This is a genomic window from Kribbella hippodromi (assembly GCF_039531045.1).
GTDB lineage: Bacteria > Actinomycetota > Actinomycetes > Propionibacteriales > Kribbellaceae > Kribbella > Kribbella hippodromi.
The window spans coordinates 138,839-152,935 of record NZ_BAAAPH010000010.1 but is presented as its reverse complement, the minus strand read 5'-3'; the positions used below and the strand labels follow the sequence as shown (position 1 = coordinate 152,935).

Genomic DNA, 14,097 nt, shown 5'->3' with positions numbered 1-14,097 from the left:
GTCCTCCGCGTCCTCCGCGTCCTCCGCGTCCTCCGCGTCCTCCGCGTCCTCCGCGTCCTCCGCGTACGCCGTCTCTCGCCGACGGCGGCATCCCGCGGTGGTCACCCACCGCGCGGCGCCCACCAGGTGATCTGCGCGGCGACCTCCATGAACCCGCCGATCAGCACCGGGTACTCGACTAACCGAATCCGCGCCGCAACCACCACCCCACCACCCGCTCGCCGCCCTCAACCACCCCGTTCCCACCCGGCCACCCACAGCTGCCGTCCGCCGCGTTCGCAAACCCAACCGCCTGCTCCACCGCGTACCGAAGGACGGGTAGTCATGGTCGCCAACGCCGAATGCTGAGCGTGCAGCACCCGCGTTCGGCTGCTGCTGGCCAGACCACTACCCGTCCTTCGGTACCGGACAGGGCGTCAGAGCTGGGCCGGCTTCACGCTCAGCTGACCCGCGCGAAGGCCACCGCAGCCTCCGCACGCTCCACCCGCCACAGCCGCCGCCGCGCGCCCACCGCGAGCACTCGCATCCGCGCCCACGGTGAGCACCACCTCCGCGCCCTCCGTGAGCACCCGCCGCCGCGCGCACCGCGAGTACCTACCTCCGCGCCGCGCGAAGGCCACCGCAGCTTCCGCACGCCCCACTTGCCACAGCCGTCGCCGCGGCGCCCACCGCGAGCACTCGTCTTCGCGCCCACCGCGAGCACCCATCTCCGTGCCCTCCGTGAGCACTCGCCTCCGCGCTCACCGCGAGCACTCACCTCCGCGAGCACTCGCCGCCGCACCCCACTCACGCCCGCGCCCACCGCGAGCACTCGCCGCCCCGCTCACCGCGAGCACCTGCCTCCGCGCGGCGGCGCTGTGCAGCAGCATCCGAGCGGGGTGCCTCGGTGGGGCCAGTTCAGGGGTTAGCGTCTGCGGTTGTTTCTTCACCGGCTGCATGCGAGGGGTGAACGGGCAACACGGGAGGTTCACCTCTGAACTGCCCTCGGCGACTGCTCTCGGCAATCTGCGCCTCGGCACCTTCTCTCCGCAAACTGCGCCTCGGCGACTGCTCTCGGAAAATCTGCGTCTCGGCACCTTCTCTCCGCAAAGTGCGGGGTCGACGCTGGCACTCGGCGAACTGGGTCTCGGCGGCTGGATCTCGGTGGCTGGGGCCGGTGACTCTGGCTTTGGGAAGCTACTGCGTACTTTTGCGGCCGGAGAGTACGTGGTGGGTTCTCAAAGTGTCGGGGTGGGGTGGTTGGGTGGGGGTGTGGGAATGGAGCGGGAAGCGCCTCGGGAGGTTGTGCGGGCGGCTTGTGCTGCGTACGGCGAGGACACTGTGGTGGATTGGGCGGTGGCGTTTCTTCGGGGCGACGTTTCCGGGGAAGACGCGTACGGGAGTGCGCTTCCGCGGCTCGTCGCGCTGACCGGGATGGACAATCCGGGCGGGTGGAAGACGCCGGTCGATCCGGTCAACTACTACTGGGTGCGGGTGTGGGCGGCGCGTGTCTTCTTGTACGTGTGGCGTGACGACGTGGTCGACACCTTGCTGATTGCGGCGAACGATCCCGCCTGGCGCGTACGCGAGCACGTCGCGAAGATCACCGCCCAACGTGAGCTCGGCCAGCTTGTGGATGCGCTGCTCCCGATGCTCACCCACGAACTACCCCGCGTGCGCGCCGCCACAGTACGCGCGATCGGCGCCGCCGGCGAGTACGAACACGCTGCCGCACTACGCCCCCTTCTCGACGATCCCGACCAATCAGTCCGCGGCGCCGCCCACCGAGCCCAAACCCAACTGGAGACCTGCCTTGACCGCCCCATCCCCTGACGCCCCCACCAACCCACCCGCCCCGACCAACCCACCCGCCCCGACCAACTCATCCGCTCCACCCGACCGCACCACCTCAACCGACAGGACAGCCGCCACCCCCGCCGGCACGAGCGATGGGACCGGTGCGGCGGCGCCGGCCGGCTTTTTGGCGCGGGTTGCGACCGCTGCTGATGGGGAGGCAGTTGGGGAAGTGCATGCCGCGTCTTGGGCGGCGGCGTACGCGCCTCGGTTTTCGGCTGAGTTTGCGGCCGCAGGGATCGCTGATCGGCGGACCAGGTGGCATGCGCGGATTGCGGAGGGGGAAGGGCTGGTGATGCTCGGGTTTCTCGAGGGCCGCCCGCTCGCGATGTCGTGGTCGTTGCCGGATCACGCCCGCACAGCTGCCGGAGGACCCGCACCTGACGGGAGCCTGGCGGAGATCTACAGCTTCTACACGCACCCCGACGGCTGGGGTACCGGCGTGTCGGCCGCGCTCATGCAAGCAACCCTGCGCCAACTCAAAGCGAACGGCTTCGAGCGAGTCCACCTTTGGACCCTCCGTGACACCCCACAATCCCGCCGGTTCTACCTGAAATGCGGTTTCACCGAAACCGGCGCCACCCAGCTCCACGATTTCGGCGCCAACAACCTGCTCCCACAAGTCGAGTACGAGCGCACAATCTAGTCGCCCAACGCCGCCCGCAACTTCCCCGCGTACTCCTCGGCTTCAGCCGCATCGGCGTACTTGGTGCGCGGCCAGAAGAACCCCCGCAACCCGTCACCCTTCGTACGCGGCACCACGTGGACGTGAAGGTGCGGCACCGACTGCGACACAACGTTGTTCACCGCGACAAACGACCCCTGCGCCTCGAACGCCGTACGCACCGCGTCCGCAACCGACCGAGCCGCCCCGAACAACGGAACAGTCAGCTCATCAGGCAACTCGACCAACGTGTCAACATGGGTCCGCGGTACGAGCAACGTGTGCCCTTTGAACACCGGCCGTACGTCCAGGAACCCCACCACGTCCGGCGTGTCCAGGACAATCTGCGCCGGCGTCGTACCGGCGATGATCGAGCAAAACAGACAATCCGCCATATGACAGTGCTCCCTAGCCGAGTTTCTCGTCGATGAAGCACCAGCGCCAGGTTTCGCCTGGTTCGAAGCTGCGCATCACCGGGTGCTTGGTCTGGTCGTGGTGCTTGCTGGCGTGCTTCAGTTCCGACGAGTCGCAGCACCCGACGTGACCGCAGCCGAGACACAACCGTAGATGCACCCAGCCGTGGCCGATCGCCATGCACTCCTCGCAGCCGTCCGGCGTGTTCGGCGTGACGACGACCGGGGCCTCCTCGAGGTGCTCGCACGCTCCGCCCGGCGGTACCTTCGGCCGCAGGTTCTCGGAGCGGCCGCCGACGTCGTCGTCCTCGTCGCGGTCCAGGATCGATTCCTCGATGTCGAGCGCGTTCTGCGCCCGCTGCAGTACTTCGTCCGCGACCAGGCCGGCGTCGCGTACTTTCAGGATGTGCGCGCGCTCCGCCTCGAGCATCGCGACCCGCAACCGCCGGTACGCCTCGCTCGGCGTTTCGTACTCGCTCTCCGGCCGCCCGAGCCGCTCCCACGCGGCCTGCGCCCGGGCTTCGCCGCGCTGCCGCAGCACGTCGAGCACCGCGGGCGGATCGTCCGGGGTCGTAACCTCGGCGAGCCGCTCGATCGCGGCCCGATGCGCACCCTGCAGTACGGCCGCCTCCTGCAACGCGTCCTCGGCCGGGTCCGGCCCGGGCAGCCGCAGGCGGCGGACCAGCCAGGGCAGGGTGGAGCCCTGGACGAGCAACGTGCCCGCGGTGACGGCGAGCGCGATGAAGACGAGCACCTCGCGATGCGGAGTGTTCTCCGGCAGCGTGAAGACGGCGGCCAGCGTGACCACGCCGCGCATCCCCGCCCACGACACCACGATCAGCGCCGGGAACTTCACCGGACCGGGCCGCGACGGTCCGAGGAACCGGCGGGACAGGAACGTCGTCGGGATCACCCAGATCGGCCGCAGCAACACCACCGCGAGGAACACCGCGAGCGTCGTGGTCGCGATCAGCCAGGTCGGCAGGGGGCTCGCGGACAGGTCGTCGAGAATCCACCGGGTCTGCAGGCCGATCAGCAGGAAGACCGTGTTCTCCAGCAAGAACTGGAACGTACGCCAGTTGGTGCGCTCCGACATCCTGGATTTAGCCGATTGGATGATTGGCGCCTTGTGCCCGAGCAGCAAGCCGGTGACGACGACCGCGAGGACGCCGGATGCGTGTACGTAGTGGTTCTCCGCCGCGATGTACGCGATGAAGGGTGCTGTGAGACTGAGCGTGGTGTCCAGTACTGGATCGGTGAACCGGCGGCGGATCTTTGCGAGCACGAAGGTCACCACGATGCCGATCAGGACGCCGCCACCGGCCGCGCGGAGGAAGTCCAGGCCGACGTGCAGCACGGTCGGTGCGACGAGAGCGGCCGCGACTGCCGTACGCAGACAGACCAATGCGGTCGCGTCGTTCAGCAGGCTCTCGCCTTCCAGGATCGTCACGACCCGGCGGGGGAGTCCGACACGTCTGGCGATCGCGGTCGCGGCAACGGCGTCGGGCGGCGCGACCACCGCGCCGATCGCGAACGCGGCCCAGAACGGCAGCGGCTCCTGGCCGATCGACTCCGCGACCCGGCCCAGCAACCACCAGGTGACGACGCCGACGCCGAGCGCGGTGAACGCGACCAGTCCGACTGACAGCAGCCCGATCGAGCGCCGGTGCTTGGCGAAGTCGACCAGGCTGGTCTTGATCGCGGCCGAGTAGAGCAGCGGTGGCAGGAACCCGACCAGCACCACTTCGGGGGCGAGGTGGATGCGCGGGATGAACGGCAGGTACGACGCGGCGACGCCGATCACCACCAGGAGCAGCGGAGCCGAGATCCCGATCCGCCGCGCGAGCGCGGCACCCGCCGCGACCACGGCGACCAGGGCGACAACCTCGATCGCGATATGCACGGGCACAGTGTCGCAGCGCGGGCCGGATTCCGCTCATCGGTTCGCCGACGGCTGAGCGCGGGGTCTGGTCAGTGCCGGGACCGGGCTCTACCGTGTTCGAAGCGGGATTCGTCGATCACTGGGAGTGACTGATGCGGCGTCGTGTGCTTGCTCTGTTCGGTGTGGTGGCGTTGCTGCTGATGCCGGTGGTGCCGGCCGCCGCGACCAGTACGGTCACCAACGGCTGTGTCGATTCGGTGCCTGAGCCTGGTACGAGTACGCCGGTGCGGATCTGCTACACGCTGTTCGAACCAGCTGGTGCGTCGGCGCGGCACACCGTACCCCTGATCTTCCACAGCCACGGATGGGGCGGGAGCCGGACCAAGGACCCGGCCGCGTTCAAGGACTGGCTGGACGCCGGTTTCGGGGTGCTGAGCTTCGACCAGCGCAGTTTCGGCGAGAGTACGGGCGTCGCGCACGTGATGAACCCGGACTACGAGGGCCGTGACGTGGTGAAGCTCGTCGACCTGGTCGCGGGGCTGGACTGGGTGACGAAGCAACGACCGGGTGATCCGCTGATCGGGGCGATCGGCGGTTCGTACGGCGGCGGGTACCAGTTCGCGGGCGCCTTCACCGAGTTGCGCGACTCCGGCCGGACCCGGTTCGATGCGCTGGCGCCGGAGATCACCTGGTGGGATCTCAAACAGAGCCTTGCGCCGCAGGAGGCCGCCCGGACGATGTGGCTGTCGATCCTGTTCGCGGGCGGCGGTACGCACCTTCCGCCCGCCGTCTCGAAGGCATTCGTCGCACTGATCGCGACCGGCGCGTGGCCGAGTGGGCAGGCGGGGCGTGAGCTGGACGCGTTCTTCGCCCACAACGGGCCGGCGTGGCACGTGCAGCAGGGGCGTCGGCTGGATATCCCGGTGCTGCTCGGGCAGGGGATCTCGGACAATTTGTTCAACCTGAACCAGGGGCTGGCGAACTTCGATCGTGCGCTCACCGCACGGGCGCGGGCGAAGTCGATTCTCGTCGGGTACAACGGCGGGCATGTGCTGCCGGCCGTCGTACCGCCTGGTTACGCTGTTGCTGGTGATCCTTGTTCAATTGCGCTTGGTTCGCCGAATTTCTCCGCATTGTCGATTCGGTTCATGCAGTTGCGGTTGTTGCATCAGGCGACCGGGTTGAGTGGGTTCGGTACGTACCATTTGTCGACTGCCAATGGTCGTTGCCTGACGCAACGTAGTTTGACGGCGAACAAGAGCTATTCGCTGGGCAAGATCGTCGTACCGACCGGGGCTGGTTTGCCGGTGAACCTGCCGATCGCGAAAGGGCCGTTGACGATCGCCGGTACGCCGACGGTGACCGCTGATGTGTACACGGTGATTCCGCAGTCGGCGGCGTACTTTGCGTTGAGTGTTGGAAAGACTGCTTTGACTGCGAAGGTGGTGCAGAACAACACGATGCCGCTGCGGGAGAAGCACACTGCGCGCGGGGTGCGGCGGACGATAGAGCTGCCTGCTGTTGCGGTTGATGTGCCGGCGGGGCAGAACTTGTACCTGACGGTCGCTCCGGTGGCAGATATGTACGCGGGTCAGCGCGGCCCACTTCCCGGGGTGCTGATGCTCAAGAACGGGACGTTGCGCGTACACCTAGCTCGGTAGGACTACTACCGCGACGAACCACGTCAGACTGGCTAGCCAGATCGCGCCGGCTCCTGCAGCCGCAGCGTGGCGCCGGGTGTTGCGGAGCGCGGGTATCCACCAGGGGAGCGCTGCACGGACCACCTGGTACGGCGCCTTGCCTTGGCACTGCTCTAGCTCTAGCGAACGCCCGGGTCGCTCTAGCCATGCTGTGACGATGGAGCGGCCGCAGCGGCTGGACAGCACCACCGCGTGACCGACGCCGGCGAACTCGACGAACTGCAGGTCGGGGAGCCCAGCGGACGCCTTGTCTGCTGTGGGCGGAGGTGTGATCGGGTCCTGTGCGCCGGAGAGCACGAGAGTCGGTTGAGTGAAGTGGACAGGCTGGCGGGTGGTGGCGGGGGAGCGGGGCAGTCCGAGCTTCGCGCACACCACGTCATCCGCGGCGAGCCAGGCGATGACTGGACGCGCGTGGCGGGCTCCGGTCGTGCGGTACGGCACCTCGTCCTGGCACTGCATCAACCAGTACTGGCCGAGGTTGTGGCTGACTAGTTGGCCGATGCCGACGGAGACGAGCGTGTTCAGAGCACCGTACTTGCCGGCCGCGAGTTGATGCAGGAGGAGCGGCAGTAGATCCACCTCGTACGCGGCCGAATGCACAAGGGTGACCAGGTCGTCGCCGGTGAGCTCGTACGTGCGTGGTTCGTGGGTGATGGGCTTGCGGCCGGGGACCGCCTGTGGGTGGGCGTCTAGTTGGCCGGCCGCCTTCTGGAGGTCGGCGTACGCGTCGCCGAGGCTGCTGCGGAGACCGTCGTAGCCTGCTTGGGCGAAGTCGACCGAGGGGGCGCTGAACGAGTCCAGCACGACCGCGTCGACGCCGGTTGGGTCCAGGGCGGCCAGTTGGGCCATGACGCCGGTTGACCAGGACAGGCCGTACAGGGACCAGGTCTTGTAGCCGAGTTGCTGCCGGAGGTCCTTGAGGTCCAGTGCGGCGGCGCGGGCGGTGTAGCCACGGGGGTCGCCGCCCGTACGCCGGAAGTCGTCCAGACAGGTCCGCATAGCTGTGGCGACCGGCTCGGCCTCGGTGTACGGATCGTCGGTGCGGGTGAACATGTCGGCGAAGCTCTTGTCTGCTTCGGGGCAGTCGAGGTCGGGGGTGGCGCGGTCGCGGCCGGAACTTCGAGCCGCTCACACCGAGCGCCGGCCGGCGCCGCAACGAGGCAATCCGCCTGAACCGCATCAGCTGTAGGAGCCTGCGCCACGCCGACCACCTGCGCGGCGGGTACCACTGCTCCAAGCGCTGAACCGAGTAACACAACCGCCGCCGCAGCCGCCCCCAGTCCGCGCATCCGCGGGCTAACGAACCTTGTCGAGATACGCCTTGTACGCCGACAAGAACGGCTCCTCCGCCGACACCGCACCGACCAGCCAGTCACACGTCTGCCGCGCCGTGGCGATCACATCCGCCGGGTACCCGTACTTCACCTGATGCTCCGCGAACTCGTCCTCGTCGTCGATGAACACCGTCCCGTCCCGCCGCTTGATCACGTCCAGGTCGAGGTCGATCATCGTCACCACATCATCCGAAAACTCCACCGGCGTGGTGATATCGGCATAAATCTCGGTGTACCGCGGCTCGTCGTTGAAGATCGCCGTGAACCACTTCCCGCGCGGAAACAACTGCACATGAGCCTGCTCCTGCGTCACCTCCGGCTCATCCCCCCGCTGCGACACCGCCCCACCCGGCGCCCCCAGCCACACCCCGTACGAATCCTCCCCCAAATACCGCATCCACTGATGCCAGTGCAGCTTCTCGTCGAACTTCCGATAAACCACCCGAACATCCCGCATGACCGCCAACCTATCCCTCCACCGGTCCGCGCGCCTGTGCGCCGGCCTCGTCAACTCACGACGCCGATGCGAGGCTGTGCCCGTGACTGGACTGATTGAGCATCTCGAGGGGTACCTCGGGCCGATCCGCGGTGGGTGGGCGCAGGATGCGGATGGTGAGGAGATGCCGTTCCAGATTGCGTGGTTCGACCAGGGTGCGGGCGAGGGGGTGGTGAGCTTTGCGACGCTCGGGTTGGGGCGGTATCCGTTGCGGTTGCCTGAGGCCGGGCGGACGATCCGGCACGAGTTGCTGATGCTGGCCGACAGTGAGACGGCGGCGACCGGTCTGTTGCCGCATTTGGTGCAGCAGGTCGGGGAGCAGGCGGTGCGCTACGGCAGGCCTTTTCTGTGCGGTGAGGTCATCGGTCCTCGCGGGCCGCTGCTTCCGGGGTCGCTCCTGGAAGCTTTCTATGTTGCGATGCCCGTGTATTTTCCTGACGACTTCGCCGTCTGCGAGAGCCCCGATGGTCCGATCGTGATCGCCTGGCTCGTCCCGATCACTGCGGGTGAGGCCCGGTACGTGGCATTCAACGGCTGGAACGCGTTCGAAGATCGGCTGGTCGAACAGGACCCGGATCTAACCAGCTTCAGTCGCCAGTCGATAGTCCTTTGAGTTGCATTGGTGTTAGGTAGGTGGATGTATTGATGAGTATCTCTGATTCCTTCGGTGGGCTTGGGAATATTTCGCTGAATCATCTGCGGAGTCTGGTTGGGCAGCAGTTGCAAGCTGTCGGTTATCGGGGTGAGCTGTCCGATTTTCATGATGCGACTGCGCAGGATGTCGACCAGGCTGTTGTTCTGACGTTGGAATCGGTGACCGTCGTGCTTGAGTGGTACATCGACGGCGTTGAGGAGTCTCTTCGGTTGGTGGTTGCGCCGGATGAAGCGGCTACCAAGGACATTCCGGCCCGTGATGTCTCTGCGCTGCGGCCGTGGCGATCGGTTGTCGGCTCGAGAATCGTGAGTTTTGGAGCCGCGACACAAGAAGCCGAGACTGGCAGCTGGTTCGCGTGGGCGTTGCGGATCGGATTCTCGAATGGCGAGCATATTGTTGTAGCGCTGGGTGAGTTGGAAGGTGAATCGGTCAGATATCAACCTGAAAATCTTGTTGTTCTGTCCGATCCGGAGATGGCGCAGTCGTACCAGGTGCTCGATGCGCCTGAGTCTGCTTGGGGAAGAGACATAGCCCTATAGGTTTCACGGAGGGTGCGGCAGTGAGTATGTCGGTTGCGGTCTCGCCGATGAATTCGGTGGTTCTGGTTGGGGATCGGGAATCCGGTGAGGTTCCGGAAGCGATGGGGTTTGGGGTGGTGGCGGCTACCGGGAGTTGCTTGGCGGTTGGTGCTCGGGCGGCGGTTGATGGGGAGACGACGGTGCGGGTGGCGGGGCGCGGGGAGGGGGAGTTGGGCGGGCTGTCCAGGGCGTGGGCTGGGGTGCTGGCGACGCCGAGTGGGGTTTTGGTGGTTTCTGATGTGGTGGGGACCGAGTTGTTGGCGTTGAGTGTCGAGCCTGTTGTTTCGGTGGAGGTTTGGGTCAACGATCCGCGTGAGCCGGACCTTATTCATGTTGTGGTGCGCTAGCTGCATCCCGGAAGGTGGCGGTGAGTGACTGCAGGTTCATGCAAGTTTCGCGATGGGTGTGGACCGGGTGGGCGGGGTCGCGGAGCATGGGTGGGGTGTCGGCCGCGGGTCGTCATTGGTCGGTCCTTGTCGGCTCAGGGGGGCTCCTAGCCGGCGAGGGCCGATCGTGGGGGTGGCCGCTGGGTCGCGGTGCTGAGTCCGCAAAGCGCGTACGGCGGGCTGCAGGCGAGCTGTACGGCGTGTGGCGGCGGCCTAGAGCGGTACGGGCGTGCGGTGGGCGGGGGCTCAGGTGCTCAGGGCGCGGATTTGGGCCAGGTACGGCTTGTAGGCCGTGGTGAAAGGCTCTGTGGTGGTGATGGTGGCTGCCAGGTGGTCGCAGACTGAGCGGGCGGTGGCTACTACCTGGGGTGGGTAGTTGTAGCGGAGCTGGTGTTCGGTGAACTCGTCCTCGTCCATGACGTGTACGGTGCCGTCGCGCAGTAGGCGGATGTCCAGGTCCAGGTCGACCGCGGTGACCGTGTCGACGCCGAATTCGGCGGGCATGGTGATGTCGCAGTAGATGGCGGTCTGGTGTGCGGTGTCGTTGAAGAGGGCGCTCCACCACTCGCCGTGCGGGAAGAGGCGGACGCGGTGGTGGTCGATGGTGGTCCAGCTGCCGTCGGCGCGCTGGCCGCGGGTACCGGGGAGGGAGCCCACCCAGAGGCCGTGTTCGTCCTCGCCGAGCCGGATCGCCTCGACCAGGCGGTGCGGCTGTCCGTCGTACTTGCGGAACAGCGTCGTCACCATCTCCATGCGGTTACCCTAAGTGAAAGAGGCGGCCGGCCCCGAACCGGCCGGCCAGGGCGAGCGTCTTGACCAGTGAGATGCAGCACGCCGTGGCCGAGTTCGGGATCCGGGCGGGCCGTGCATAGACTCAAGCATTCGAGGACGACCCGGCGGGAGGAGCTCGATGCGCGTGCTGGAGGCGGTAGAAGGTCCGGCGGACCTGAAGAAGCTGACTGATGAGCAGCTCACCGATCTTGCGGCGGAGATCCGGGATGTGCTGGTCGAGACCGTGTCCCGGACGGGCGGTCACCTGGGTCCGAACCTCGGCATGGTGGAAATCACGCTGGCGATGCACCGCGTGTTCGACTCGCCCCGGGACCGGTTGCTCTACGACGTCGGCCACCAGGCATACGTACACAAGCTGGTCACCGGCCGGGCGTCGGAGTTCAGCACGCTGCGTCAGCAGGGCGGCCTGTCCGGTTACCCGAACCAGGCCGAGTCAGAGCACGACGTGATCGAGAACAGCCACGCCTCGACCGCGTTGTCGTATGCGGACGGCCTGGCCAAGGCGTACCGGCTGCGCGGCGAGGACCGGCATGTCGTCGCGCTGATCGGCGACGGCGGCCTGACCGGCGGGATGGCCTGGGAGGCGCTGAACAACATCGCCGCCGCGAAGGACCTGAAGCTGGTCATCATCGTCAACGACAACGGCCGGTCGTACAGCGACACGGTCGGCGGCCTGGCGACGCACCTGACCAGCCTGCGGACGAACCCGCGGTACGAGAAGGTCCTCGACCTGATCAAGAAGAACATGGCGCGTACGCCGTACGTCGGACCGCCGATGTACGAGGTGCTGCACGGGGTGAAGAAGGGCCTGAAGGACATGCTCGCCCCGCAGGGCATGTTCGAGGATCTCGGCCTGAAGTACATCGGCCCGGTCGCCGGTCACGACCGGGAGGCGATGGAGGACGCGCTGCGGAAGGCGAAGTCCTTCGGCGGCCCGGTGATCGTGCACGCGGTGACGAAGAAGGGCTTCGGGTACCTCGCGGCCGAGCAGGACGAGGAGGACAACTTCCACCAGGTCCGCCCGGCAAACAAGCCACGCGGCTGGACCGACGTGTTCTCCGACGAGCTGGTCCGGATCGGCCATCGCCGCAAGGACGTGGTCGCGATCACCGCGGCGATGCTGCACCCGACCGGCCTGCACGCGTTCGCCAAGGAGTTCCCGGACCGGACGTTCGACGTCGGCATCGCCGAGCAGCACGCAGTCACCAGCGCGGCCGGCCTGGCGATCGGTGGCCTGCACCCGGTCGTCTGCCTGTACGCAACGTTCATGAACCGTGCCTTCGACCAGCTCCTGCTGGACGTCGCGCTGCACAAGTGCGGTGTCACGTTCGTACTCGACCGGGCCGGTGTCACCGGTGACGACGGACCGAGCCACAACGGCATGTGGGACATGTCGATCCTGCAAACCGTTCCTGGTCTGCGGCTGGCCGCGCCACGGGACGGTAAGCGGGTGGAGGAGCTGCTCGCGGAGGCGGTCGAGATCGATGGGCCGACCGCGCTGCGGTTCGCGAAGGGTGAGGTCTTCCCGGACATCGACGCGATCGACCGGATCGGCGCGGCCGACGTACTCAAGCGCTCCGGCACGGATGTGCTCGTGGTCGGGATCGGCGCGATGGCGGCGACCGCGATGGATGTGGCGCAGCGGCTCGAGCAGCACGGGTTCGGCGTCACCGTCGTCGACCCGCGCTGGGTGAAGCCGGTCGATCCGGCGCTCGTCGAGCTGGCCGGCAAGTTCAAGCTGCTGGTCACGATCGAGGACAACGGCCGCGCCGGCGGCTGCGGTTCGATGATCGCGCAGGCGCTTCGCGATGCCGGGGTTCCGACACCGGTGCGCGACTTCGGCATCCCGCAGCAGTTCCTCGAGCACGCCAAGCGTGCTGCCGTGCTGCAGGAGATCGGTCTGACCGGTCAGGAGCTGGCCCGCGAGATCACCGAGCTGATGACGCAGCAGCACGGCGACGCGCTGAACGAGCCGGCCAGCGGCCACCAGAGCCAGAGCAACGCCTAGGCCGGTACTGGACCGGAGACGTGGCGGAGGCGGGGCGGCACAGCAGACATGCGTCCGCGCGGCGCCGGTCCCGGGTTTGGCCGGTGCTGATCTCACTGGTGCTGGTGGCGGCCGCGGTCGCCGGCGGGCTCGCGCTGCATCATTCCACCGACCACTCGGCCGGTACGGCGGATGCCGCGGCTGGTACGCCGAGTGTCGACCTGGCCGCCCGCGCCGCCGCCGTGGACCAGGTGCTGAAGCGGCGCGCCCAGGCGGTGCTGAACGGCAACGCGAAGGAGTTCCTGGCCGACGTCGATCCCGGTGACACCGAGCTGGTCAGCCGTCAGCAGACCCTGTACACGAACCTTCGCCAGTTCGGTTTCGCCAAACTCGCGTACCAGCAGCTCGGCCAGCAGTACGACGACGGCATCACCCAGAAGTACGGCCCGTCGACGTACTTGGTGGCGGTCGCGATGACGTACCAGATCAGCGGGATCGACCTGGTGCCCGTACGCGCCATGCTCGGCTACACCTTCACCCAGCGGCCGAACGGCACCTGGATGCTCGTCTCCGACTCCGATCTCGACAAGCGTCTCCCGCGCGGCTCGCATCAGGAGGCCTGGGACGAGGGCCTGGTACTGGTCAAGCGCGCGCCCCGCGTCCTGGTGGTTGTGGACAAGGGGCAGGAGGCCCTAGCGGACCGGCTGGTGACGATGTCGGTCAGCGCGGTGAAGGCCGTCACGAAGAGCTGGCCGGGCGGCTGGAACGGCTCCGGCGTCGTGATCGCGCTGGACAGCAAGATTGTCCGTGGCGCCGACTACAGTCAGCCGAAGAACGCCGAGGACGCGCTGGCGATGGCGACGTTCGTGTACCGCACGCTGCCCGGTGAAGTGACCGGTGCGGGGGAGCGCGCCGACTCGTACGTGGTGGTGAACCCGCGCAACCGGGACAAGGTCGACGCCCGGACGCTGGCGCACGAGTTCACCCATGTCGCGACCGCGCCGTACGGGCCGTATGCGCCGCGCTGGCTGGTCGAGGGCGCCGCGACGTACATCGAGTTCCTGCCGATGGATGGTGCGAAACCGCTGGCCCTGGCCCAGTACCGGCAGGATGTCCGGACCAAGTACCTGGCCAAGGCGAAGAGCCTGCCCGCGGATGCGACGTTCTTCGACCAGGCCGGCAGCTCGTACCCGCTGTCCTGGCTGGCGCTCGACTACCTGTTCAACCGCTTCGGGGGTACGGAGGTCGGCACGCTGTACCGCGAGCTGGCGGCGCTCGGCACTACCCAGCCGCAGCGGGACCGGATCATGACCGAGCACCTGGGGATGACCGAGGCCGGACTTTTCCGGGCCCTGAAGGCTGCCGCGGCAGCGTAAA

At 67.4% G+C, this 14,097-nt stretch carries 12 protein-coding genes; 7 read left to right on the top strand and 5 right to left on the bottom strand.

Translation table 11 applies throughout. The features are described 5' to 3' along the window. The first annotated feature begins 1,335 nt into the window (after positions 1-1,335). Both ABD260_RS17485 and ABD260_RS17480 read left to right on the top strand, forming a co-directional pair. On the top strand, positions 1,336-1,812 hold the full coding sequence (locus tag ABD260_RS17485) for a HEAT repeat domain-containing protein (protein WP_344234633.1): 477 nt from the start codon (positions 1,336-1,338) through the stop codon (positions 1,810-1,812). A 193-nt stretch (positions 1,813-2,005) separates the two neighbouring features. After that, positions 2,006-2,479 (top strand): GNAT family N-acetyltransferase, encoded by a 474-nt coding sequence (locus tag ABD260_RS17480; protein WP_344234632.1) that lies wholly within the window; start codon positions 2,006-2,008, stop codon positions 2,477-2,479. Here ABD260_RS17480 and ABD260_RS17475 read toward each other — a convergent pair. After that, entirely contained in the window at positions 2,476-2,892 is a 417-nt protein-coding gene (locus ABD260_RS17475; protein ID WP_344234631.1) for an HIT family protein, read from the bottom strand. The genes ABD260_RS17480 and ABD260_RS17475 overlap by 4 nt on opposite strands. 13 nt (positions 2,893-2,905) lie before the next feature. After that, positions 2,906-4,813: a Na+/H+ antiporter gene (locus ABD260_RS17470; protein ID WP_344234630.1), complete on the bottom strand. Its 1,908-nt coding sequence runs from the start codon at positions 4,811-4,813 to the stop codon at positions 2,906-2,908. A gap of 131 nt (positions 4,814-4,944) precedes the next feature. Here ABD260_RS17470 and ABD260_RS17465 point away from each other — a divergent pair, with 131 nt between their 5' ends. Beyond that, positions 4,945-6,453, top strand: a complete 1,509-nt coding sequence (locus ABD260_RS17465) for a CocE/NonD family hydrolase (RefSeq protein ID WP_344234629.1) — start codon at positions 4,945-4,947, stop codon at positions 6,451-6,453. On the opposite strand, the gene ABD260_RS17460 is transcribed toward ABD260_RS17465, so the two are convergent. Both ABD260_RS17460 and ABD260_RS17455 read right to left on the bottom strand, forming a co-directional pair. Then, entirely contained in the window at positions 6,442-7,545 is a 1,104-nt protein-coding gene (locus ABD260_RS17460) for an alpha/beta hydrolase (RefSeq protein WP_344234628.1), read from the bottom strand. The genes ABD260_RS17465 and ABD260_RS17460 overlap by 12 nt on opposite strands. A gap of 243 nt (positions 7,546-7,788) precedes the next feature. Further along, the gene (locus ABD260_RS17455) at positions 7,789-8,283 is read right to left on the bottom strand and encodes a DUF402 domain-containing protein (protein WP_344234627.1); all 495 of its coding nucleotides are present in this window, start codon (positions 8,281-8,283) and stop codon (positions 7,789-7,791) included. A gap of 82 nt (positions 8,284-8,365) precedes the next feature. On the opposite strand from ABD260_RS17455, the gene ABD260_RS17450 reads away from it, so the two are divergent. Next, positions 8,366-8,935: a suppressor of fused domain protein gene (locus tag ABD260_RS17450; protein WP_344234626.1), complete on the top strand. Its 570-nt coding sequence runs from the start codon at positions 8,366-8,368 to the stop codon at positions 8,933-8,935. Between the two features lie 32 nt (positions 8,936-8,967). Beyond that, the gene (locus ABD260_RS17445; protein ID WP_344234625.1) at positions 8,968-9,516 is read left to right on the top strand and encodes a hypothetical protein; all 549 of its coding nucleotides are present in this window, start codon (positions 8,968-8,970) and stop codon (positions 9,514-9,516) included. Positions 9,517-10,187: 671 nt separating this feature from the next. On the opposite strand, the gene ABD260_RS17440 is transcribed toward ABD260_RS17445, so the two are convergent. Continuing rightward, positions 10,188-10,694: a DUF402 domain-containing protein gene (locus tag ABD260_RS17440; RefSeq protein ID WP_344234624.1), complete on the bottom strand. Its 507-nt coding sequence runs from the start codon at positions 10,692-10,694 to the stop codon at positions 10,188-10,190. Between the two features lie 157 nt (positions 10,695-10,851). Here ABD260_RS17440 and dxs point away from each other — a divergent pair, with 157 nt between their 5' ends. Both dxs and ABD260_RS17430 read left to right on the top strand, forming a co-directional pair. After that, positions 10,852-12,741 carry a 1-deoxy-D-xylulose-5-phosphate synthase gene (gene dxs, locus ABD260_RS17435; RefSeq protein WP_344234623.1) on the top strand — a complete coding sequence of 630 codons (1,890 nt, stop codon included), beginning with the start codon at positions 10,852-10,854 and terminating at the stop codon, positions 12,739-12,741. A gap of 83 nt (positions 12,742-12,824) precedes the next feature. After that, the gene (locus ABD260_RS17430) at positions 12,825-14,096 is read left to right on the top strand and encodes a hypothetical protein (RefSeq protein WP_344234622.1); all 1,272 of its coding nucleotides are present in this window, start codon (positions 12,825-12,827) and stop codon (positions 14,094-14,096) included. Position 14,097: the final 1 nt, after the last annotated feature.